The organism is Pseudomonas sp. FYR_2 (assembly GCF_043106425.1).
Taxonomy (GTDB): Bacteria; Pseudomonadota; Gammaproteobacteria; order Pseudomonadales; family Pseudomonadaceae; genus Aquipseudomonas; species Aquipseudomonas monteilii.
Genome location: NZ_JBICMM010000031.1, coordinates 37373 through 59963 on the forward strand (window position 1 = coordinate 37373; position 22591 = coordinate 59963).

The following is a 22591-nucleotide window of genomic DNA, read 5'->3' on the forward strand; positions in this document are numbered from 1 at the left end:
TGCTTGAGATATCACAAATACAAAGAGGCACATTGTCATGGCTAAAATCGGTTTCATCGGCACCGGCATCATGGGCAAGCCCATGGCCCAGAACCTGCAGAAAGCAGGTCACAGCCTGTTCGTTTCCACCCATCACGACGCCGCGCCAGCCGAGCTGATCGCCGCCGGTGCAGTGGCCTTGGCCAACCCGAAGGAAGTGGCCCAGGAAGCCGAATTCATCATCGTCATGGTCCCGGACACCCCGCAGGTCGAAAGCGTCCTGTTCGGTGAAAACGGCGTGGCCGAAGGTGTGGGCCCGAACAAGGTGGTGATCGACATGAGCTCGATCTCCCCTACCGCCACCAAAGCCTTCGCCGAAAAAATCAAGGCTACCGGCGCCGCCTACCTGGACGCTCCGGTATCCGGCGGTGAAGTCGGTGCCAAAGCCGCGACCCTGAGCATCATGGTCGGTGGCTGCCCGAAAGCCTTCGAGCGTGCTCTGCCGCTGTTCGAAGCCATGGGCAAGAACATCACCCGCGTAGGTGGCAACGGCGACGGCCAGACTGCCAAGGTGGCCAACCAGATCATCGTTGCCCTGAACATCCAGGCTGTTGCCGAAGCCCTGCTGTTCGCTGCCAAGAACGGCGCCGACCCGGCCAAGGTACGTGAAGCCCTGATGGGCGGCTTCGCTTCGTCGAAAATCCTTGAAGTGCATGCCGAGCGCATGATCAAAGGCACCTTCGACCCGGGCTTCCGCATCAACCTGCACCAGAAAGACCTGAACCTGGCCCTGCAAGGTGCCAAGGAACTGGGCATCAACCTGCCCAACACCTCCAATGCCCAGCAAGTATTCAACACCTGCCAGGCCCTGGGCGGCGGCAACTGGGACCACTCGGCACTGATCAAAGGCCTGGAGCACATGGCCAACTTCTCGATCCGCGACGAGAAATAAAACCTACCGGCCTCATCGCGAGCTGCGCTCGCTCCTACGAGATCAGCGTAAGGCCCGTAGGAGCGAGCAAAGCTCGCGATTGAAGCACACGCTGACTGACCTGCGACCACAGGTCAGCCAGTGACACCGAGCAACACCCGCCCCTGGTTCGGCCTGCACGGAGGCAGTTCCAGGGGCGTTTTTGATTCTGCAGAACAACAATAATTGGGAGCCTGCCATGTCGGTCGATCCGCAAAAAATTCTCCGCGAGCTGTTCGACACAGCCATCGCTGCCGCCCACCCCCGTCAAGTCCTCGAACCCTACCTGCCCGCCGACCGTAGCGGCCGGGTGATTGTCATCGGCGCCGGCAAGGCCGCAGCCGCCATGGCCGAAGTGGTCGAGAAAAGCTGGCAGGGCGAAGTCTCTGGCCTGGTCGTCACCCGCTACGGCCACGGCGCCAATTGCCAAAAAATCGAAGTGGTCGAAGCCGCCCACCCGGTCCCCGACGCCGCCGGCCTGGCCGTGGCCAAGCGCGTGCTGGACCTGGTCAGCAACCTCAACGAAGACGACCGCGTCATCTTCCTGCTGTCTGGCGGTGGTTCCGCCCTGCTGGCGCTGCCGGCCGAGGGCCTGACCCTGGCCGACAAGCAGCAGATCAACAAGGCACTGCTCAAATCCGGCGCTACCATCGGCGAGATGAACTGCGTGCGCAAGCACCTCTCGGCGATCAAAGGCGGCCGCCTGGCCAAGGCCTGCTGGCCTGCCACCGTTTACACCTATGCAATTTCCGATGTACCGGGCGACCTGGCAACGGTCATCGCCTCCGGCCCCACCGTGGCCGACCCGAGCACCTCGGCCGATGCCCTGGCCATCCTCAAGCGCTACAGCATCGAAGCGCCGCAAGCGGTCATCGACTGGCTGAACAACCCAGCCTCGGAAACCGTCAAAGCCGACGACCCGGCCCTGGCCCGCAGCCACTTCCAGCTGATCGCCAAGCCCCAGCAGTCGCTTGAAGCCGCCGCCGTGAAAGCCCGACAGGCCGGTTTCAGCCCGCTGATCCTCGGTGACCTGGAAGGCGAATCGCGCGAAGTGGCCAAGGTGCATGCCGGTATCGCCCGGCAGATCGTGCTGCACGGCCAGCCGCTGAAAGCCCCCTGCGTGATCCTGTCTGGCGGCGAAACCACCGTGACAGTGCGCGGCAACGGCCGTGGCGGGCGCAACGCCGAGTTCCTCCTCAGCCTTACCGAAAGCCTGAAAGGCCTGCCGGGTGTGTACGCCCTGGCCGGTGACACCGACGGCATCGACGGCTCGGAAGAAAACGCCGGTGCCTTCATGACCCCAGGCAGCTACGCCCGCGCCGAGGCCCTGGGCCTGTCGGCCAGCGACGAGCTGGACAACAACAACGGCTACGGCTATTTCGCCGCGCTGGATGCGCTGATCGTCACCGAACCAACCCGCACCAACGTCAACGATTTCCGCGCCATCCTGATCCTTGAGACTGCCCAATCATGACGCCTGATAAAAAAGTAAAGATCCTCGCCACCCTCGGCCCTGCGATCAAAGGCAAAGACGACATCCGCCAGCTGGTCGAGGCCGGGGTAAACATCTTCCGCCTCAACTTCAGCCACGGCGAACACGCTGACCACGCCTTGCGCTACCAGTGGATCCGCGAAGTCGAGCAGCAACTCAACTACCCGCTGGGCATCCTCATGGACCTGCAAGGGCCCAAGCTGCGTGTTGGCCGCCTGGCCGAAGGCAAGGTGCAACTGCAGCGTGGTCAGTCATTGCGCCTGGACCTGGACACGACGCCAGGCAACAGCGAGCGGGTCAACCTGCCCCATCCGGAAATCATCGCCGCGCTGGAGCCGGGCATGGACCTGCTGGTAGACGACGGCCGCCTGCGCCTGCGGGTGACCGCCAAGCACGCCGATGCCATCGACACGACCGTGCTGAACGGCGGTGAGCTGTCTGACCGCAAGGGCGTGAACGTGCCGCAAGCAGTACTCGACCTCTCCCCGCTTACCGAAAAAGACCGCCACGACCTGGCCTTTGGCCTGGAACTGGGCGTGGACTGGGTGGCCCTGTCGTTCGTGCAGCGCCCGGAAGACATCGTCGAAGCCCGCCAGCTGATTGGCGACCGCGCCTACCTGATGGCCAAGATCGAAAAGCCATCGGCCGTCGAACAGCTGCAAGCCATCGCCGAACTGGCAGACGCCATCATGGTGGCCCGTGGTGACCTGGGTGTGGAAGTACCCGCCGAAAGCGTGCCGCAGATCCAGAAACGCATCATCGGCACCTGCCGCCAGCTGGGCAAACCAGTGGTGGTGGCCACGCAGATGCTCGAATCCATGCGCTTCTCGCCGGCACCGACCCGCGCCGAAGTCACCGACGTGGCCAACGCCGTGGCCGAAGGTGCCGATGCGGTGATGCTGTCGGCCGAGACCGCCTCGGGCGACTACCCGCTGGAAGCTGTGCAGATGATGAGCAAGATCATCCGCCAGGTGGAAAACGGCCCGGACTACCAGGCCCAGCTCGACGTTGGCCGGCCGAAAGCCGAAGCCACGGTGTCGGACGCCATCAGCTGCGCCATCCGCCGTATCAGCGGCATCCTGCCGGTGGCGGTGCTGGTCAACTACAGCGAATCGGGCGCCTCCACCCTGCGTGCTGCGCGCGAGCGGCCACGGGCACCGATCCTCAACCTGACGCCAAACCTGAACACCGCTCGCCGTCTAAGCGTGGCGTGGGGCGTGCATTCGGTGGTCAACGACCGCCTGCGCCAGGTGGACGAGGTGGTGTCGACTGCGCTGGAGATTGCCCAGGCGCAAGGCATGGCCAGCCGTGGCGATACGCTGCTGATCACGGCCGGTGTGCCTTTTGGCAAGCCGGGGTCGACTAACACGCTGCGGATCGAGACCTTGATCTAAGCAATCACACCTCTCCTGTAGGAGCGGGCTTGCCCGCGAAGAGGCCAGCAGGGACAACCCTGTTGTCTGAACTGACGCATTCGCGGGCAAGCCCGCTCCCACAGGGTTAGAGGTGTTGCACACAACGGCGGAAAACCCGAGGCCCAAAGAGGCCCACCGCGTTCCTTCAACCTCACTGACTGCCCCATGTACACCAAAAATTTCGTCAACCCGTGCCCCGACTGGGCCACGGCGTTACTCAACGGCTTCAGCCAGGTGCTGCTGCTGCGCAACCCCCTGTGCGGCCTGTGCTGCCTGCTGGCCATCCTGCTGACCGCCCCCGACCTGGTCGGTGGTGCCCTGCTCGGCGCCCTGGCCGGCCTGATCACCGCCCAGGCCCGTGGTTACGACCGCGCCGACCGCCAGGCCGGGCTGTACTGCTACAACGGTGTGCTGATTGGCCTGCTGATCAGCGCCGTGCTGCCGTGGTCGGTCATGCTGCCGCCACTGATCCTCGCCGCCGGCGGTTTATCCAGCATCATCACCCACCAGTGGCGCAAGCGCGGCGGCAAATTGCTGATCGCCTATACCGCGCCGTTCGTGTTGCTGGGCTGGGCCGTGCTGCTGTTCGCCAGCCCCTCGCCAAGCGGCTTCGTCGAGGCCGATCCGCTCTATGCCCTGGCGCGGGGTGTGGGCCAGATTTTCCTGCTCGATCAGCCCTTGGCCGGCTTGCTGATTATTGTCGGCATGCTCATCGCCAACCCCTATGCAGCGCTCTGGGCAGTGATTGGTTCGGCCATCGGCGGCGGCGTGGCACTGCTCGCGGACCAAGCGCAGACTGCGTGGATGGGCCTGTACGGTTTCAATGCGGCACTGGCGGCATTGGCCTTCAGCAGGCAGGGTGAGAAACCGTGGGTAACAATGCTGGCAATTGCCTTGGCCCTGCTGCTGCAACCGGTGTTCACGCTGCTGCCTGTGGCAGGTCTGACTGCGCCCTTTGTCGCCGCCTGCTGGCTGATGCATGCGGGCAACCATCTGGCCCAGCCCAGACAGCGCAATGCCAGCCGCTTGCACAGCTGAAACGCAACCCCTAGGCTCAGCCCATCGCTTTTGTGGACCGAGCCAATGAACAACCCTGCGAGCCTGCGTGAACGGCTCTTCGTTATCGTCTTCCAGACCGACACCATGGCTGGAAGACGCTTCGACAAAATCCTCCTGCTGATCATCCTCGCCAGCCTGGTCACGGTGATCCTCGACAGCATCGACGAAATACACCAAGGCTACGCCGGCCTGCTCGCCGCCATCGAATGGGGCTTTACCGCGATCTTCCTGGCCGAGTACCTCACCCGCCTGTACTGCTCGCCCAAGCCCCTGCGCTATGCCTTCAGCTTTTACGGCCTGGTCGACTTGCTGGCGATCGTGCCGGGGATCATCGCGCTGTACTACAGCGACGCCCAGTACCTGCTGATCATCCGGGTGATCCGGATGCTGCGGATCTTCCGCGTGCTCAAGCTCAGCCCGTACCTCAAGCAGGCCCATTACCTGATGGAGGCACTGCGCGGCAGCAAGCAGAAGATCATCGTGTTTCTGGTCACGGTCTCGACCCTGGTAACCGTGTTCGGCACCTTGATGTATGTGATTGAAGGACCGGAGCATGGCTTTACCAGCATCCCCAAAGGCATCTACTGGGCTATCGTCACACTCACTACCGTGGGGTTTGGCGATATCGTGCCGAAGACGCCCCTGGGCCAGGTGCTGTCGTCGCTGGTGATGATTACGGGTTACTCAATTATTGCAGTGCCGACCGGCATCTTTACCGCCGAGCTGGCCAATGCCATGCGTGGTGAACAGCTGCAGCATGATTGCCCGACTTGCAGCAAGAAGACCCATGAGCATGGCGCGGCGTTCTGTTCCCGGTGTGGGAATGTGCTGTTCCCGAAAACCGAATAAGCAAAGAGCCATTTCGTCTTTAAAGCCCCAAGAACCAAACGCTATAGTCGCTGGCACATCGCCAAACATCTGAACCATAACAAGGAAGCAACGTGAAAAAACTGTTCACCGCCTCGCTGCTCGCCGCAGGCCTGGCCCTGGGCAACCTCGCCCAGGCCGCCCCTACCCTGCTGAACGTTTCCTACGACGTGATGCGCGACTTCTACAAGGACTACAACCCGGCCTTCCAGAAGCACTGGGAAGCCGAGCACAAAGAGAAGGTCAACGTGCAGATGTCCTTCGGCGGCTCCAGCAAGCAGGCGCGTGCAGTGATCGATGGCCTGCCGGCCGACGTCATCACCATGAACATGGCCACCGACATCAACGCCCTGGCCGACAACGGCAAGCTGGTGCCGGACAACTGGGTAACCCGCCTGCCGAACAACAGCGCGCCGTTCACCTCGGCCACCGTGTTCATCGTGCGCAAAGGCAACCCGAAAGCCCTGAAAGACTGGCCCGATCTGCTGAAGGACGGTGTGCAGGTGATCGTGCCCAACCCGAAAACCTCGGGTAACGGCCGCTACACCTACCTGTCCGCCTGGGGCTATGTGCTCAAGCAAGGCGGTGACGAGGCCAAGGCCCGTGACTTCGTTGGCAAGCTGTTTAAGCAAGCGCCGGTGCTGGATACCGGTGGCCGTGCTGCCACCACCACGTTCATGACCAACCAGATCGGCGACGTGCTGGTCACCTTCGAGAACGAAGCCGAAATGATCGCCCGCGAGTTCGGTCGCGACCAGTTCGAAGTGGTTTACCCAAGCGTGTCGGCCGAGGCCGAGCCACCTGTCAGCGTGGTGGACAAGGTGGTGGCCAAGAAGGGTACCCAGGCCGTGGCCGAGGAATACCTGAAGTACCTGTGGTCGCCAGAAGCTCAGGAGATCGCCGCCAACAACTACCTGCGCCCAAGGGATGCGACGGTACTGGCCAAGTACACCGACCGTTTCCCGAAAGTGGACTTCCTGTCGGTGGAGAAAACCTTTGGTGACTGGCGCACCGTGCAGAAGACCCACTTCAATGATGGCGGCGTGTTTGACCAGATTTATAGCGGTCAATAATTGAGGTAAGCCTTACCGGCCTCATCGCGATCCCTGTGGGAGCGGCTTTAGCCGCGAAGAGGCCGGCAAGAGCAACATCAAACCTGGCGGAAGACCAAAGCCTTCAGCCCCCCGGCCGGGTCCACATCGGGAAACTCCGGCGGGTTCTCCAACCGCTCGACAAACGCCAGCGAAGGCGCCTGCTCCGCCATCCCCTCGATCAGAAATTCCGGCCCGATCCCCGGGTCGTTCACGCACGCCAGCACTGTGCCACCCACATTCAGCAACTCCGGCAACCGCCGCAGGATCTTCGCGTAATCCTGGGTAAGCACAAAACTGCCGCGCTGGAAGGTGGGCGGGTCGATGATGATCAGATCATAAGGCCCGTACTTGCGCACCTTGCCCCACGATTTGAACAGCTCATGCCCCAGGTAGGCCACCCGCGATGCATCGTGGCCATTCAGGCGGTGGTTATCACGGCCACGGGACAACGCCGACTTGGCCATGTCCAGGTTCACCACCTGCTCGGCGCCACCGGCAATCGCCGCCACCGAAAAGCCGCAGGTGTAGGCGAACAGGTTCAACACACGCTTGCCGGCTGCCTGCTCGCGCACCCAGCGCCGGCCGTAGCGCATGTCGAGGAACAGGCCATTGTTCTGCCGCACGCCCAGATCCAGCAGGTAGGTCAGGCCATCCTCGACCACCTCACGCTGCTGGCACGGCTCGCCCAGCAGCCACTGGCCCGGGCTGTCGGGCAGGTAGCGGTGCTGAATGAGGATCGCCTGGCCGGACCACTGCGGGCGTTCGGCAAAGGCACGCAACATGGCTTCCAGTTCAGCCAGCTGGCCTTCGGGTGGCTCGCGGAACAAGCCGACCGACAGCACACCCTGCAACCAGTCGACCGTCACTTGCTCCAGGCCCACCCAGCAGCGGCCACGACCGTGGAACAGTCGGCGGGTTTCCTGCGGGGCAGGGTCGAACGCGGCGAGCAGGTGTTGCTCAAGGGTGTGGATCGGCGAAGTCATGGTGGGTCGCAAACAAATGAAAAGGCCGCCATTCTACCCCTTGACCGCCACTTGTGCAGAACGGAACCACCAGCCCTGCTGCATCCCCGCCGCCGCCACCAGGATCAACCCCACGCCCAGCCACTGCAGCGGCGCCAGCCGATGCCCGAATGCCACCCAGTCCACCAGAATCGCCGCGATGGGGTAGATGAACGACAGCGCCCCGGTCAGCGCCGTGGGCAGACGCTGGATGGCACTGTAAAGCAGCACATACATGAGGCCGGTGTGCACCATGCCCAGTGCCAACAAGCTGGCCAACGCCGGCATTTCTCCGGGCAACCCGCCAGGCCTGACCCAGGGTGCCAGCATCAGCACACCGGTGGTCACCTGGATCAATGCAATCAGGTGAGGCGGCGTGCCACTCAGGCGCTTGATGATCAGTGCAGCGATTGCGTACAAGAACGCCGCCCCCAGCGCCAGGGCAATTCCCAGCAGATAATCCTCACCGCCACCCTGCCCCGTGCCATGGGCACTGACGATGGCCAACATGCCGAGGAAGGCGACGCTCAGCCAGGTCACCTTGGCCAAGGTAATCTTCTCGCCCAGGAACAGCGCCGCCAGCCCCACCAGCAGAAACGGCTGCACGTTGTACACCGCCGTGCCAATGGCAATCGACGCCCGTGAGTACGAGGCAAACAACAGTAACCAGTTGCCGACAATCGCCACCCCACTGGCAATCGCCAGCAAGAACGCCGTGCGGCTGATCACTCCCGGCCGCAGAAAGCCAAAAACGGCGCAGATCACCAGCAAGGTCACGGCGCCGAACACGCAGCGCCAGAACACCACCTCAAGCACGGGCTGGCCGGACACCAGCACGAACCAGCCGATGGTCCCGGAAATCAGCATGGCAGCAACCATTTCCAGCGAGCCACGGCGCAATGAACTGTCCATCTCACACCTCCCGTTGACGATGGCAACAGTATGCAAAGGATACCGGGGTGCCATCCAGCGGATAACGAAGGCAGATTGTCATACGCGCCTTTACTATCAAGGCAAATAACGCAAATTACCTATTGAGGTGACCATGACTGACGCTATCGACCAACTCCTGATCAATGCCCTGATGGAGGACTCGCGCCGCTCGCTGAAGGCCCTGGCGCAGGTGAGCGGGCTGTCCGCACCCAGCGTCAGCGAGCGCCTGCGCCGGCTGGAGGAGCGCGGCGTGCTGCGCGGCTACACCGTGGAGGTCGACCCGCGCGCGTTTGGCTACCAGTTGCAGGCCATCGTGCGCATCCGCCCGCTGCCGGGGCAGCTGCAGGAGGTGGAGCGGCAGATCATTGCGATACCTGAGTTCACCGAGTGCGACAAGGTTACTGGCGAAGACTGCTTCATTGCCCGGCTGCATGTGCGCTCGATGGAGCAACTGGATACCCTGCTCGATCGCATCAATGTGCTGGCCGAGACCAACACCGCAATCATCAAGAAGAGCCCGGTGAAGCGGCGGTTGCCGCCAATGGATTGAGAGGTACCACAGGAAACCTGACTATTTTTTGTGCACAAAAATGTCACCTTAAGTGCCATTTTTGTGTGCACTTTATCCGGTTACGCCCCAATACGTTACACACTACCCTGCAACTAATTTTGACCATTCGATCAACTAATTATCTGCCTAAAATTTTAAACCTGTTCATTTGGTCAACTTATAATTTCTGAATTTCATGAACTTATCTTTCGAAGCCCTGGATTCGAAATGACAGCCCTTTAACGCTTGCTCTTTCCTTGGCATGGAACTCGCTTTTGTGTCTTTGTGTTTTGTATACAAACCAAACAAAACATAAATACACAAGAACCCGCGACGCCGGTCCAATCCCGGCCGCCGCGCCCAGAACCCTGTGATGCCAAGCTGCACCGACGAGATGGCGAGCCCGTGCGCATGCCCGCTCATCGCAGTCCATGTGCATCAGGAGCCCGCCGGAATGAGTAGCAGCCTCGACCTTGCCCCTGAACTATCCGTCGCCAGCACCCACCCTGCTTCCACACTTGACGGCAGCCAGCCAGCGTTGGCCCTGAGCCCGCGCCTGCATAACCGCGACCTTGCACCTACCCGTATCGAAGGCCGCCGCTGGGGTGGATACAGCATCTTCGCGTTGTGGACAAACGATGTGCACAATATCGCCAATTATTCGTTCGCCATGGGCTTGTTCGCCCTTGGCCTGGGTGGCTGGCAAATCCTGCTGTCGCTGGCGATTGGCGCGGCGCTGGTGTACTTCTTCATGAACCTGTCCGGCTACATGGGGCAGAAAACCGGCGTTCCCTTCCCGGTCATCAGCCGCATCGCCTTCGGCATACACGGCGCGCAGATTCCGGCGCTGATCCGCGCCGTCATTGCCATTGCCTGGTTCGGCATCCAGACCTACCTCGCCTCCGTGGTGCTGCGCGTGCTCCTGACCGCCGTGTGGCCGCACATGGCAGCCTACGATCACGACAGCATCCTCGGCCTTTCAAGCCTGGGCTGGGTGTGCTTCGTGTCGATCTGGCTGGTGCAGCTGGTGATCCTGGCGTACGGCATGGAGATGGTGCGCCGCTACGAGGGTTTCGCAGGCCCGGTGATCCTGCTGACCGTCTCGGCCCTGGCGGTATTCATGTACTTCCAGGCCGACACGCGCATCGCCTGGTCGGTGGCCGAGCCGCTGACTGGCTACGAGATGTGGCGCAACATCTTTGCCGGCGGTGCGCTGTGGTTGGCGATTTACGGCACCCTGGTGCTGAACTTCTGTGACTTCGCCCGCTCCTCGCCGTGCCGCAAGACGATTCGCGTGGGCAACTTCTGGGGCCTGCCGGTGAACATCCTGGTATTTGCCATCATCACCGTGGTGCTGAGCGGCGCACAGTTCCAGATCAACGGCCAGATCATCGACAGCCCGACGCAGATCGTCGCGGCCATCCCGAGCACATCCTTCCTGGTACTTGGCTGCCTGGCCTTCCTGATCGTCACCGTGGCGGTGAACATCATGGCCAACTTCGTCGCCCCGGCCTTCGTGCTCAGCAACCTGGCGCCGCGTCACCTCAACTTCCGCCGCGCCGGGTTGATCAGTGCCACCGTGGCAGTGCTGATCCTGCCGTGGAACCTGTACAACAGCCCATTGGTGATCGTGTACTTCCTGTCGGGCCTGGGCGCCCTGCTCGGCCCGCTGTACGGGGTGATCATGTCCGACTACTGGTTGCTGCGCAAAGGCTGCATCAACGTGCCGCAGCTCTACAGCGAAGACCCGGCCGGTGCCTACCACTACACCAAGGGCATCAACCTGCGCGCCGTGGCAGCCTTCATGCCGGCCGCACTGCTGGCCATTGTCCTGGCGCTGGTACCCCACTTCCAGCATGTGGCGCCGTTCTCCTGGCTGATCGGGGCCGGCATCGCCGCCGCCCTGTACCTGCTGATCGCACCTCGCAACCGCCACTACCACGACGTCAGCGGCGAGTGCATCGCTGTCGACCACAGCAGCCATTGATCAAGGAAGCCTACCCATGCGTATTCTGATTGCCAACGTCAACACCACCGAAGCCATCACCGAGGCCATTGCCGAACAGGCGCGCAGTGTCGCCACCCCCGGCACCGAGATCATTGGCCTCACCCCCTGGTTTGGCGCCGAGTCGGTAGAAGGCAATTTCGAGAGCTACCTGGCTGCCATCGCCGTGATGGACCGGGTGCTGGCCTATGAAGGCCCCTACGACGCCGTGATCCAGGCCGGCTATGGCGAACACGGCCGTGAAGGCTTGCAGGAGCTGCTGAACGTACCGGTAGTGGACATTACCGATGCAGCCGCCAGCACGGCGATGTACCTGGGCCATGCTTACTCGGTGGTGACCACCCTGGACCGCACCGTACCGCTGATCGAGGACCGTTTGAAGCTCTCCGGGCTGTACGACCGCTGCGCCTCGGTAAGGGCAAGCGGGCTGGCCGTGCTGGAACTGGAAGAAGACCCGCAGCGTGCAGTGGAAGCCATCGTGGAGCAGGCCGAGCGAGCCGTGCGTGATGACAAGGCCGAGGTGATCTGCCTGGGTTGCGGCGGCATGGCCGGGCTGGACGAGCAGATCCGCCAACGCACCGGCGTGCCGGTGGTGGATGGGGTGAGCGCGGCGGTGACCATTGCCGAGTCGCTGGTGCGCATGGGCTTGAGTACCTCCAAGGTGCGCACCTATGCCACGCCACGGGCGAAGAAAGTGGTGGGTTGGCCGATGCGGTTCGGGCGCTGAGTCTTTAGCTGCCTTTAACGGCCTCTTCGCGGGTAAACCCGCGAAGAGGCCGGTACAGGTCAGCTCATCATTCGGGCTAACGCTGCACTATAACCTCAGGTCGGGCAGCTGTGCGCACCGTCATTCAGGCCCTGGCGTACGTTACGGCTGAGCAGGCTGGCCTTGCCGTCGTGCCAGGTCAGGGTCAGTACATAGAGGGTATCGAAGTCATCGCCGTTCCAGTCATCGGTAATCACCCGCTCTTCACCCAGCGCCTTGCCGGCCACGGTATTGATCAACTCCGGGAGGTAACCATGCGACCAGGCGGTGTAGATGGTTGCATTGCGGTACTTGTCGCTCAGCAGCTCGTCAGCCAGTTCGTCGGTGTCGTTGGCGCCATAGTCGATGTTCACCGGCAGGCCCAGACGGATGGCGCTGGGGGTAATGGTCATCAACGGGCGGATGTAGCTGTAGCTTTCGTCCTTGCTGCCTTCCTCGACATGCCGCGAAGGGTTGGCAGCGAACACGTAATCGGCCTTGCCAAAGCGCTCGGGCAGCACAGTGGCCAGGTCCAGCGCACGGTTCAGGCCTTGGCAGTTCAACTGGCCCAGCCCCTCGCCCGGCTTCTCGGCATGGCGCAGGAACACCAGGGTCTGGGTGCCATCCACCGCTTGCGCACGGCTTTCGACAGCCTCCAACGCCAGCGGTACGGCGACAGCTGTAAGCACCAGGCTCAGCAGCAAGTGACGGCGACGGCGGAAGAATGTTGGCAACTTCATCAAGGCAGGCTCGTGTGGCAAAGAAAATCGGATCAACCCGCCACATCGCCCCATCGGCTGCTGGGCGCCCTTGTAGTGAATGCCATCCTTGGCAACGAGTGAGGGTCAGAGTGCCCTGAACCCGTTTGGTTCCTCCCTGGAGGTAGATGCCGTTCCCTAGGCAAGGCCTAGGTTAGGGGATGGGTGTTGCGCAATTGTGTAAGCGGCAAGAACCTGAGGTTGCAATGCAGCAGTTCAATCATCCCGCGTCAGCACTTCCAGCAATTCGATCTCGAAGGTCAGGTCCGAATTCGGCGGGATCGCCCCCACGCTGCGCTCGCCATAGCCCAGGTGTGCTGGAACCTGCAGCTTGCGCTTGCCACCCACACGCATGCCCATCAGGCCTTGATCCCAGCCTTTGATCACCCGGCCGGTGCCGATCACGCACTGGAACGGCTTACCGCGTGACCAGGACGAATCGAACTCGCTGCCGTCGGCCAGCCAGCCGGTGTACTGGGTGGTGATCAGGGCGCCTTTGACGGCGGCTTTGCCATCACCCTCCACCAGGTCGATGATCTGCAGTTCTTGGCTCATGGGCACGCTCCAACGCGGGAAAACAAAGCCGCCCTTTTCTCAGGAATGCACCGGTTTTGCAAGTGTGCGCGGTGTTTCATGCCGCCGCTTCAAACCGGGCCGCGCTGAGCAATCAGCTGTTCTGCTCGAACACCTCTTGGCCAGTCAGTTCCTTGGTCTGGTTGGCAAAGCAGTACCAGGCGGGTTTTTCTTCCACGAAAATCTGCAGGTTGAAATCCCACGCCTGGTCACCGTCGAGCAGGCCGACCGGCACGGCATGGAAGTCGTTGGCCTTGAGCCGGTAATACAGGTGCGTGCCGCACTGGCCGCAAAACGCGCGCTGAGCCCAGTCAGACGACTCATACACCGAGGGTGCACGCCCTTCGATCACCGGGGGCCGGCTGCACTCCACAACCAGCAGCGGGCCGCCAGTCCATTTGCGGCACATGCTGCAATGGCAGGCACTGACATGGGTGTTGTCTACAGTGACCTTGAGCGTGGTGGCACCACACAGGCAAGTGCCTTGTTTTTCCAGGGCCATGGCTGGCTCCTTGAACAGGGAAAGAGCCAGCCAGTATAGATGCCTGAACGGGCCTCAGAAGTAGACGGTACCGCGCAGGTACAACGCCGCCCGCCCGCTGATGATTACCCGGCCATTGCCCGGCACTTCGCACTGCAGCTGCCCTTTGCGCGCCCCGCCCTGCTCACAGCTTAGTACCCGCTTGCCCAGACGCTCCGCCCACACCGGTGCCAGCGAGGTGTGCGCCGAACCGGTTACCGGGTCTTCATTCACGCCAACCCGAGGGCCGAACCAGCGGGTGACGAAATCAAAACCACGCCCTGCTGCCGTCACGGCAATACCACGCACGTCGAACGTGTTCAACGCTACGAAGTCCGGCGTCAGGGTGTCGAGGATCAACGCATCGTCGATCACCACCACATAGTCGTCGCTTTGGTACAACGCCTGTGCCTGGTTCAAACCCAGCGCTTGCAGCAACCCTGCCGGAATATCCACCGCAACCGGCTGCTTGGCCGGGAAATCCATCGCTAGCAACCCGTCAGCGCCACGGCTGACGCGCAACTCGCCGCTGCGGGTATTGAAGCGGAGCACCTGCGCCTGCTCGCCCAGTTGCTCGAACAGCACATAGGCGGACGCCAGGGTGGCGTGGCCGCACAGGTCAACTTCCACGGTCGGGGTGAACCAGCGCAGGTCGTAAGTTTCACCATTGCGCACGAAATAGGCGGTTTCCGACAGGTTGTTCTCTTCGGCGATGCGCTGCAGCACATCGTCTGGCAGCCAGCTTTGCAGCGGAATCACGGCGGCCGGGTTGCCACCGAACGGTTCGGCGGAAAAGGCATCGACCTGGAAGATTTCGAGTTGCATGCACACACTCCTTGTTGCCCGGGTGTTGCCAGGCAGATGGCTGATAGAGATTTACGCGCGAACCGGGGTCAAGACGGGCTCACCTGCAAAGAACGCCTGCAGGTGGGGATTATGCGGAGTGACCATACAGTACAGTCAATTGGTAATTTCGCGGAAAACTGTACTGTATCGATAGATGTAAGACGAGATTACATGACGCCTGGGAGATCGAGCGCCGCGCGCGCGGCGCATCGTGAGCTGCGCTCACTCCTACGCTTGTTTCGGGCCAGTTATGCCTGTGACAGACGCGCGCGACCGCCTTGTTTGTACAACTCGATAATGTGCCATGCGCCAATGCGTTCGCGCGCGAATCTCATAGGACGGGCTGGCCCGAAATGAACGTAGGCGCGGGCGGCGCTCGATCTCGAACACCCCAAAAAACTCAAGACAAACCCCAAAAGCCCACTATTGAGCGAACGCCCGCCCCAACCCCCCTGGCACACCACTGCTATCCGTTTCTTGCCACGGACCATTCGGGCTCAACGACCAGCTCCAACCGTTATCAAACCGGTAATACGTACGCTGCCGGTAGAAGGTATTGGGCTGTTTCTCCAACACATATACACCCAGTTTAGGGTTCCAATGGCTCGCCCCACCAGGCGGTGGCGCAAAGCTGGCCGAAGTACGCGGCATCGGTTTGGGAATCGCCGCCGGCTTGCTCGGCTGGGACGATGGCTGCCCGCCCGGCAACGGCTTGACCACCGGCCCCTGTGGCGGCACGCGTTCAATCGGGGGTTCAGGCTGCTCATACGGCTGATGCACCGTACACGCAGACAAACCCAGGGCCAGGGTAATCAGGGTCAGGCGGACGGTGCTGTGCATGGCATTGCTCTCTTACTGGTCGGGGCTGTCGATGGTCAGGCGCTGGGTAGCCTGGGTGGCGCTGGGCAGTGGCGCTCCCTGGCCAATCCATTCGCTGTGGGTAGGCTGGCCAGCGCGCGATACACGTGCAACCAGTTGGACTTCGGCAAATTGCGACAGTTTCATCTGCGGCATCATCGCGTCAGCATCAGACAACTCCACCTCGATCGGCAACTGCGCCACCGTCACCCGCTTGGCCGCCAGCGGCATGGGCGGGCCATTGCTGGCGCGGGCAAAGATGAACACGGTGTCGCCCGGCTTGACCTTGTCTTTCAGCGCCGCCGCCAGCTCCACCCGTACTTTCAGGCGGGCCGCTGCAGGTGCGGGGGGAGCTTCCGCCACAGCCCCCCCCAGGCGCTCGACGGCGCGGTCGATACCGCCCTGCAGGGCGTCACGCGATGCGTCACCTTCCGGCAGCTGCGCCAGCAGGCGCTTCCAGTAGTCGATGGCTTCCTGGTAACGCTCCCCTTCGAAGGCCGCAATGCCGCGCAGGCCCAGGCTGGTCACCTCGTTGGGGTCGGCTTTCAAGGCTTCGTCAGTCAGCACCTGCAACTGCGGGCTCCACTGTTTGTCAGCAGCAAAATACAGGGCCTGAGCCCATTGCCCCAGCAGCTCGGGCTGTCGGCCGGCCAAGGCCACGGCCCGCTCGAAGGTGCGCGCCGCATCAGCCGGGCGTTGCTCGGCCATGTAGGCGCGGCCCAGGAAGTACATGGCCTCGGCCGAATCCGGCTGGGCCTGCACCACGCGCTCCAGACGCGTGGTCATTTCTTCCATCGACTTGGGCGCCTCGGCGAATTCCTGGGTCAGGGCCACCTTGTCGGCCGCACCAAAATGCAGGTACAGCCCAAGCGCCATCAGCGGTACCAGCACAGCCGCCAGCAGCGGCAAGGCCTTGCCCAAGTGGCCCTGGCGCGGTGCCTCGGCGCCTTCGGTATCGGCCAGCAATTCGCGGGCAGCCTCGTCACGGCCCCTGGTCATCTGCGCCTCGTCAAGCACGCCCGCAGCCTGCTGGGCGGCCAGTTCGGCAACACGCTCCTGGTACAGGGCCACGTTCAGGGCGGTGCGGTCTTCTTCCTGCTGACGACGACGGCCACGCAGGACAGGGATCAGCAAAAAGCTGAGGGCAGCGAGCAGCAGCAGGCCCGCGCTAAGCCAGAATTCAATCATGGGTCTGTTCTTTTTCCAGCAGTTTGGCGAGACGCTCGCGTTCTTCGGCAGACAATTCATTGCCGCCCTGCACAGCCGTACCGCGGCGCCGGCGCACGATCACCGCCAACACCACGAAACCGCCGGCCAGCAGAATCCCCGGGCCGAACCACAACAGCCAGGTGCGCCCGCTGAGCGCCGGCTTGTAGCGCACGAAGTCGCCATAGCGGTCGACCATGAAGTCGACGATCTGCTGGTTGCTCTTGCCCTCGCCCAACATGCGGAAGATTTCCCGGCGCAGGTCGGCGGCAATCGGCGCGTTGGAGTCGGCGATGTCCTGGTTCTGGCACTTGGGGCAGCGCAGTTCCTTGGTCAGTTGCTGATAGCGCTCGCGCTCGGCCTCGTCGCGGAACTGGTAGGTGTCGATGGCCGCCTTGGCCACGCCGGCCAAGCTCATGCCCAGCACGGCAGCCGCCAGCCAACGCCTCATGGTTTGGCCTCATCGACCAGGCCCTGGTAAAGCGGGGCGAGCTGTTCGCGCCACACCGTGGCATCGACAATGCCCACGTGTTTGTAGCGAATGATGCCCTTGGCGTCGATCAGGAAGGTTTCCGGCGCGCCGTACACGCCCAGGTCCAGGCCCAGGCTGCCCTGCTCGTCGCGGATATCCAGCTGATAAGGGTTGTGGAACTCGGCCAGCCATTTTTGCGCGGCGGCATTGTCGTCCTTGTAGTTGACCCCGTGAATCACCACGCCCTGCTGGGCCAGCTGGTTAAGGTACGGGTGCTCGACCTTGCACGACGGGCACCAGGTGGCCCACACGTTGACCAGCGCCGGGCGGCCCTGCAAGTCGGCCTGGGTCAGGGTGCGGTCGCCCTGGGTCGAGGCCAGCGAAAACACCGGGAACGGTTTGCCGATCATTGCCGAAGGCAGCTCGTCGGGCTTGAGGAACAGCCCTTTGTAGAGGAACACCGCCACCAGCAGGAACACTGCCAGGGGGACTACCATGATCCAACGCTTCATGCAGCTGCTCCAGACACGCCCAGGGCATCACGCACCCGGGTCTTGACCTTGACGCGGTAACGCCGGTCGAGGGCCGCCAGCAACCCACCCAGGCCAGTCAGCAGACCGCCCAGCCAGATCCAGCGAACGTAAGGCTTGATATGTACGCGCACGGCCCACGCGCCGTTCTCCAGCGGCTCGCCCAGGGCGACGTACAGGTCGCGGGTAAAGCCTGCATCGATACCGGCTTCGGTCATCATCGACTGCTGCACGGTGTACAGGCGCTTCTCCGGGTGCAGGGTGGTAATTTCACGGCCATCACGGCTGACCACCACGGTACCCTTGTCGGAGATGAAGTTCGGCCCTTCAAAGTGCTTGGCGCCCTGGAACAGGAAGTGGTAACCACCCAGTTCCACGCTTTCGCCCGGGGCCATGCGCAGGTCGCGTTCGGCGCTGTTGTTGCTCGACAGCACCACGCCCAGCGCGCACACCGCCAGGCCCAGGTGCGCCAGCTGCATGCCCCAGTAGCTGCGGCCCAGGCCGGGCAGGCCCTTGAGCAGGCCTTTGTGGCGGGTCTTGTCGAGGATGTCGCGCAGCCCGCCGAGCACTACCCAGGCGGCCAGGGCGAAGGCGGTCAGGGTCGGCCAGTCGAAGTCATCGACGATAAAGCCGGCCACAGGGGCCAGGATGGCGCTGCCAATCAGCACCGGGGTCATCATGCTGGCCAGCCATTTGCCCGGGGTGTCCTTCCAGCGCACCACCACCCCCACGCTCAGCACCACCATCAACAGCGCCATCAGCGGCAGGAACAAGGCATCAAAGTACGGCGGGCCGACCGACAGCTTGGCCCCGGTGAGGGCATCGAGTACCAGCGGGTACAGGGTGCCGAGCAGGATCATCGAAGCAGCCACCACCAGCACCAGATTGTTGGCCAGCAGCAGCGTCTCGCGCGACCACAGGGCGAAGCCGACCTGGCTCTTGACCACTGGGGCACGCAGGGCGAACAGGGTGAGCGAACCACCGACCACGAACAGCAGGAAGATCAGGATGAAAATGCCCCGCGACGGGTCGGCGGCAAAGGCGTGCACCGAGGTCAGCACACCGGAACGCACCAGGAAAGTCCCCAGCAGGCTCAACGAGAACGCGGCAATGGCCAGCAGCACTGTCCAGCTCTTGAACACCCCGCGTTTTTCGGTCACTGCCAGCGAGTGGATCAGCGCCGTGCCTACCAGCCAGGGCATGAACGAGGCGTTCTCCACCGGGTCCCAGAACCACCAGCCCCCCCAGCCCAGCTCATAGTAGGCCCACCACGATCCCAGGGTGATGCCCACGCCAAGGAAGGCCCAGGCAACGATGGTCCACGGCCGCGACCAGCGCGCCCAGGCAGCATCCAGGCGGCCGCCGAGCAAGGCAGCGATGGCAAAGGCGAAGGCCACCGAGAAGCCCACGTAACCCATGTACAGCATCGGCGGGTGAACAATCAGGCCAAAGTCCTGCAGCAGCGGGTTGAGGTCGCGACCATCGGTCGGCACCTGCGGCAGCAGGCGCTGGAACGGGTTGGAGGTGATGATCAGGAAGCTCAGGAAGCCCACGCTGATCATGCCCATCACCGCCAGCACGCGGGCCAGCATCACCTGCGGCAACTGGCGCGAGAACACCGACACGGCAAAGGTCCAGCCGCCCAGGATCAGCGCCCAGAGCAGCAACGACCCTTCGTGGGCGCCCCACACAGCGCTGAACTTGTAGTACCAGGGCAAGGCGCTGTTGGAGTTGCTGGCGACGTAGGCAACCGAGAAATTGTCGGTCATGAAGGCATGAGTGAGGCACGCGAAGGCAAACGCCAGGAACGCGAACTGCCCCCATGCCGCCGGCCGCGCCAGGCTCATCCACAGGCTGTCGCCACGCCAGGCGCCGAGCAGCGGCACACTGGCCTGTACGGCGGCGAAGCAGATGGCCAGGATCATCGCCAGCTGGCCCAGTTCGGGGATTACCAGCGCCGCGTTCATGGCTTGGCCTCCGCACCCGTGGCGGCCTGGCCGCTTTCCTTCAGGGCCTTGGTGACCTCGGGCGGCATGTACTTCTCATCGTGCTTGGCCAGCACTTCGTCGGCCACCACCACACCGTCGGCGTTGACCTTGCCCAGGGCGACAATGCCCTGCCCTTCGCGGAACAGGTCAGGCAGGATGCCACGATAGGTGATCGGTACCGACTTGTTGAAGTCGGTGACCACGAAGCGCACATCCAGTGAGTCGGACGAACGCTGCACCGAGCCTTTCTCGACCATGCCGCCTGCGCGGATGCGCGTGTCCAGCGGTGCTTCGCCATTGGCGATCTGGGTGGGGGTGTAGAACAGGTTGATGTTCTGCTGCAGTGCGCTCAAGGCAAAGCCGACGGCAACCCCGACGCCGACCAGCAGGCCGACGATGAGCAACAGGCGTTTCTTGCGCTGCGGATTCACTGGTTGTTCTCCCGGCGCAAACGGCGCGCCTCTTCTTGCAGGTAGCGACGGCGGGCCAGCAGCGGCGCAGCAACGTTCAGCGCCAGCACGGCCAGGCAGATGCCATAGGCCGACCACACGTACAGGCCATGGTGGCCCATGGCAAGAAAGTCACCAAAGGTGGCAAAGCTCATTGTGCGGCCCTCCGCCCCAGGCTGTTCAACACTTCGTCCTTGACCCAACTGGCGCGCGCCTCGCGCTTGAGCACTTCAAGGCGCATGCGCAACAGCAGCACGGCACCGAAGAAGCAGTAGAAACCCAGCGCCGTGCACAGCAACGGCAGCCACATTTCGGCGGGCATCGCCGGTTTTTCGGTAAGGGTGAAGGTGGCGCCCTGGTGCAGGGTGTTCCACCACTCCACCGAGTACTTGATGATCGGGATGTTCACCACACCGACAATCGCCAGCACCGCGCAGGCCTTGGCCGCACTGTCACGATTACTGATCGCCTGGCCCAACGCAATAATGCCGAAGTACAGGAACAGCAGGATAAGCATGGACGTAAGGCGGGCATCCCACACCCACCAGCTGCCCCAGGTCGGCTTGCCCCAGATGGCGCCAGTGACCAGCGCCACGGCGGTCATCCAGGCGCCGATCGGCGCGGCGCATTGCAAGGCGACATCGGCGATTTTCATTTTCCACACCAGCCCCACCACCCCGGCCACCGCCAGCAGCACGTAGCAGGACTGTGCCAGCATTGCCGCCGGCACATGAATGTAGATGATGCGGAAGCTGTTGCCCTGCTGGTAGTCCTGTGGGGCGAAGGCCAGGCCCCAGGTGATGCCGACCAGCAGCAGGAGCACGGCAGCACCGGCCAGCCATGGCAGCATGCGGCCGCTGATGGCATAGAACCATTTGGGGGAGCCCAGCTTGTGGAACCACGTCCAGCTTATTTTCATCAGGGTACATCCAGGGTATTGGCCGGGCTTGAAAGCCCGGGACTCGTTATTCGCCAACGCTGATTTTCAGGCCGGCCGCTATCGCAAAGGGTGCCAGGGTCACGGCCAGGGCCGTGAGGCTGGCAAGCCAGAGCAGGTGGCCGGTTGCCGGCATATTTTGCAACGCCGCTTGCAACGCACCACTGCCCAGGATCAATACAGGGATATACAACGGCAGAATCAGCAACGCCAGTAACAAACCACCGCGCTTGAGGCCAACCGTCAGCGCCGCGCCCACCGCACCCAGCAGGCTCAGTACCGGCGTACCCAGCAGCAGCGAGCCAATCAGCACCGGCAGACAATGGCTCGGCAGCCCCAGCATCAGCGCCAGCAGCGGCGCCAACAATACCAGCGCCAGCCCGGAAAAGATCCAGTGCGCCAGCACCTTGGCCAGCACCAGCAGCGCCAGCGGGTACGGCGACAGCACCCACTGTTCCAGCGAGCCGTCCTCGAAATCGCTACGGAACAGGCCGTCCAGCGACAACAGCACCGCCAGCAATGCCGCCACCCAGACCAGCCCAGGCGACAAGGTTTGCAACAATTGGCTTTCCGGGCCGACCGCCAACGGGAACAACGCCACAACGATGGCGAAGAATACCAGCGGGTTGGCCAGCTCGGCCGGACGGCGGAACAGCAGGCGCGCTTCGCGGCGCAACAACAAGACGAATACGCTCATGCCGCCCATTGCCCCAGGTTCAGTTCACGGTAACCGGAGGGCTTGCGTTCCAGCGTGTGGTGAGTGGTCAACACCACCGTGCCACCCTGTTCGCAATGGGTCGCCAGGTGTGCTTCCAGCTGTGCCACGCCCTGCTTGTCCAGCGCCGTGAACGGCTCGTCAAGAATCCACAGCGGCGGGCAGGCCATGTGCAACCGGGCCAAGGCCACGCGCCGCTGCTGGCCGGCTGACAGGGTATGGCAGGGTACGTCCTCGAAACCCCGCAGGCCGACGGCCTCCAGCGCTGCCCAGATCGCCTCGCGGCTGGCCGGCTGGTGCAAGGCGCACAGCCAGGTAAGGTTTTCTTCAGCGGTGAGCAGGTCCTTGATGCCAGCGGCGTGGCCGATCCACAACAGGATGCTGGCCAGGGCATGGCGCTGCTCAGCCAGTGGCTTACCGCCCAGCAGGATCTGCCCGGCAGTCGGCTGCATCAGCCCGGCCAGCAGACGCAGCAGGCTGGTCTTGCCGCTGCCGTTCGGGCCGCTGATCTGCAGCATGTCGCCGGCACCCAACTCGAAATCGAGCTGCTCGAATAACAGGCGCCAGTCGCGCTCGCAGGCCAGGCCTGCGGCTTGGAGGTGAAGGGTCACGGTTTCGCCTTATCTTTG

Annotated in this window: 25 protein-coding genes; 9 read left to right on the forward strand and 16 right to left on the reverse strand. The window is 62.9% G+C overall.

Annotated elements, in window-relative coordinates; genetic code table 11:
• Positions 1–37 precede the first annotated feature (37 nt).
• From ACF8R4_RS13755 to ACF8R4_RS13780, 6 genes are all read left to right on the forward strand, one after another.
• Positions 38–931 carry a 2-hydroxy-3-oxopropionate reductase gene (locus tag ACF8R4_RS13755; protein WP_105946138.1) on the forward strand — a complete coding sequence of 298 codons (894 nt, stop codon included), beginning with the start codon at positions 38–40 and terminating at the stop codon, positions 929–931.
• 217 nt (positions 932–1148) lie between these two features.
• On the forward strand, positions 1149–2423 hold the full coding sequence (locus tag ACF8R4_RS13760; protein WP_060499630.1) for a glycerate kinase: 1275 nt from the start codon (positions 1149–1151) through the stop codon (positions 2421–2423).
• Positions 2420–3835 (forward strand): pyruvate kinase, encoded by a 1416-nt coding sequence (pyk, locus tag ACF8R4_RS13765; protein WP_060499629.1) that lies wholly within the window; start codon positions 2420–2422, stop codon positions 3833–3835. The genes ACF8R4_RS13760 and pyk overlap by 4 nt, the downstream gene beginning before the upstream one ends.
• 186 nt (positions 3836–4021) lie before the next feature.
• On the forward strand, positions 4022–4894 hold the full coding sequence (locus ACF8R4_RS13770; protein ID WP_060499628.1) for an urea transporter: 873 nt from the start codon (positions 4022–4024) through the stop codon (positions 4892–4894).
• 45 nt (positions 4895–4939) lie between these two features.
• Complete coding sequence (locus ACF8R4_RS13775) at positions 4940–5764, forward strand: ion transporter (protein ID WP_060499627.1); 825 nt, start codon at positions 4940–4942, stop codon at positions 5762–5764.
• Positions 5765–5856: 92 nt separating this feature from the next.
• Positions 5857–6855: a sulfate ABC transporter substrate-binding protein gene (locus tag ACF8R4_RS13780; protein ID WP_060499626.1), complete on the forward strand. Its 999-nt coding sequence runs from the start codon at positions 5857–5859 to the stop codon at positions 6853–6855.
• A gap of 77 nt (positions 6856–6932) precedes the next feature.
• Here ACF8R4_RS13780 and ACF8R4_RS13785 read toward each other — a convergent pair whose 3' ends face one another.
• Complete coding sequence (locus tag ACF8R4_RS13785) at positions 6933–7859, reverse strand: class I SAM-dependent methyltransferase (RefSeq protein ID WP_060499625.1); 927 nt, start codon at positions 7857–7859, stop codon at positions 6933–6935.
• 33 nt (positions 7860–7892) lie between these two features.
• Complete coding sequence (locus tag ACF8R4_RS13790) at positions 7893–8789, reverse strand: DMT family transporter (RefSeq protein ID WP_060499624.1); 897 nt, start codon at positions 8787–8789, stop codon at positions 7893–7895.
• A gap of 133 nt (positions 8790–8922) precedes the next feature.
• Here ACF8R4_RS13790 and ACF8R4_RS13795 point away from each other — a divergent pair, with 133 nt between their 5' ends.
• The 3 genes from ACF8R4_RS13795 to ACF8R4_RS13805 all read left to right on the forward strand — a co-directional run bounded on the left by ACF8R4_RS13795 (position 8923) and on the right by ACF8R4_RS13805 (position 12092).
• Complete coding sequence (locus ACF8R4_RS13795) at positions 8923–9360, forward strand: Lrp/AsnC family transcriptional regulator (RefSeq protein ID WP_043197208.1); 438 nt, start codon at positions 8923–8925, stop codon at positions 9358–9360.
• A gap of 454 nt (positions 9361–9814) precedes the next feature.
• Positions 9815–11347, forward strand: coding sequence for an NCS1 family nucleobase:cation symporter-1 (locus ACF8R4_RS13800; protein WP_060499622.1), 1533 nt, complete (start codon positions 9815–9817; stop codon positions 11345–11347).
• Positions 11348–11363: 16 nt separating this feature from the next.
• The gene (locus tag ACF8R4_RS13805) at positions 11364–12092 is read left to right on the forward strand and encodes an aspartate/glutamate racemase family protein (protein WP_060499621.1); all 729 of its coding nucleotides are present in this window, start codon (positions 11364–11366) and stop codon (positions 12090–12092) included.
• 95 nt (positions 12093–12187) lie between these two features.
• Here the strand turns inward: ACF8R4_RS13805 and ACF8R4_RS13810 are convergent, their stop codons facing one another.
• The 14 genes from ACF8R4_RS13810 to ccmA all read right to left on the reverse strand — a co-directional run bounded on the left by ACF8R4_RS13810 (position 12188) and on the right by ccmA (position 22573).
• Positions 12188–12850 carry a histidine phosphatase family protein gene (locus tag ACF8R4_RS13810; RefSeq protein WP_104834244.1) on the reverse strand — a complete coding sequence of 221 codons (663 nt, stop codon included), beginning with the start codon at positions 12848–12850 and terminating at the stop codon, positions 12188–12190.
• A 234-nt stretch (positions 12851–13084) separates the two neighbouring features.
• On the reverse strand, positions 13085–13423 hold the full coding sequence (locus ACF8R4_RS13815; RefSeq protein ID WP_019099528.1) for an FKBP-type peptidyl-prolyl cis-trans isomerase: 339 nt from the start codon (positions 13421–13423) through the stop codon (positions 13085–13087).
• 112 nt (positions 13424–13535) lie between these two features.
• On the reverse strand, positions 13536–13943 hold the full coding sequence (locus ACF8R4_RS13820) for a GFA family protein (protein WP_060499619.1): 408 nt from the start codon (positions 13941–13943) through the stop codon (positions 13536–13538).
• Positions 13944–13997: 54 nt separating this feature from the next.
• On the reverse strand, positions 13998–14786 hold the full coding sequence (locus ACF8R4_RS13825) for a PhzF family phenazine biosynthesis protein (RefSeq protein WP_060499618.1): 789 nt from the start codon (positions 14784–14786) through the stop codon (positions 13998–14000).
• A gap of 444 nt (positions 14787–15230) precedes the next feature.
• Complete coding sequence (locus ACF8R4_RS13830; RefSeq protein WP_104834243.1) at positions 15231–15647, reverse strand: hypothetical protein; 417 nt, start codon at positions 15645–15647, stop codon at positions 15231–15233.
• Between the two features lie 12 nt (positions 15648–15659).
• Entirely contained in the window at positions 15660–16853 is a 1194-nt protein-coding gene (ccmI, locus tag ACF8R4_RS13835; protein ID WP_392492708.1) for a c-type cytochrome biogenesis protein CcmI, read from the reverse strand.
• Positions 16846–17322 carry a cytochrome c-type biogenesis protein gene (locus tag ACF8R4_RS13840; RefSeq protein ID WP_104834242.1) on the reverse strand — a complete coding sequence of 159 codons (477 nt, stop codon included), beginning with the start codon at positions 17320–17322 and terminating at the stop codon, positions 16846–16848. The genes ccmI and ACF8R4_RS13840 overlap by 8 nt, the downstream gene beginning before the upstream one ends.
• Complete coding sequence (locus tag ACF8R4_RS13845) at positions 17319–17855, reverse strand: DsbE family thiol:disulfide interchange protein (RefSeq protein WP_012273472.1); 537 nt, start codon at positions 17853–17855, stop codon at positions 17319–17321. The genes ACF8R4_RS13840 and ACF8R4_RS13845 overlap by 4 nt, the downstream gene beginning before the upstream one ends.
• Positions 17852–19840 carry a heme lyase CcmF/NrfE family subunit gene (locus ACF8R4_RS13850; RefSeq protein WP_019096398.1) on the reverse strand — a complete coding sequence of 663 codons (1989 nt, stop codon included), beginning with the start codon at positions 19838–19840 and terminating at the stop codon, positions 17852–17854. Before ACF8R4_RS13850 ends, ACF8R4_RS13845 begins: the two co-directional genes overlap by 4 nt.
• Positions 19837–20292 (reverse strand): cytochrome c maturation protein CcmE, encoded by a 456-nt coding sequence (gene ccmE / locus ACF8R4_RS13855; protein WP_060499613.1) that lies wholly within the window; start codon positions 20290–20292, stop codon positions 19837–19839. Before ccmE ends, ACF8R4_RS13850 begins: the two co-directional genes overlap by 4 nt.
• Positions 20289–20465, reverse strand: a complete 177-nt coding sequence (gene ccmD, locus ACF8R4_RS13860; protein ID WP_012273475.1) for a heme exporter protein CcmD — start codon at positions 20463–20465, stop codon at positions 20289–20291. The genes ccmE and ccmD overlap by 4 nt, the downstream gene beginning before the upstream one ends.
• On the reverse strand, positions 20462–21229 hold the full coding sequence (locus ACF8R4_RS13865; RefSeq protein WP_016711759.1) for a heme ABC transporter permease: 768 nt from the start codon (positions 21227–21229) through the stop codon (positions 20462–20464). Before ACF8R4_RS13865 ends, ccmD begins: the two co-directional genes overlap by 4 nt.
• A gap of 46 nt (positions 21230–21275) precedes the next feature.
• A complete protein-coding gene (gene ccmB, locus ACF8R4_RS13870; protein ID WP_374754800.1) occupies positions 21276–21953 on the reverse strand; it encodes a heme exporter protein CcmB in 678 nt (225 codons plus the stop codon).
• On the reverse strand, positions 21941–22573 hold the full coding sequence (gene ccmA, locus ACF8R4_RS13875) for a cytochrome c biogenesis heme-transporting ATPase CcmA (protein ID WP_060499612.1): 633 nt from the start codon (positions 22571–22573) through the stop codon (positions 21941–21943). The genes ccmB and ccmA overlap by 13 nt, the downstream gene beginning before the upstream one ends.
• Positions 22574–22591 lie beyond the last annotated feature (18 nt).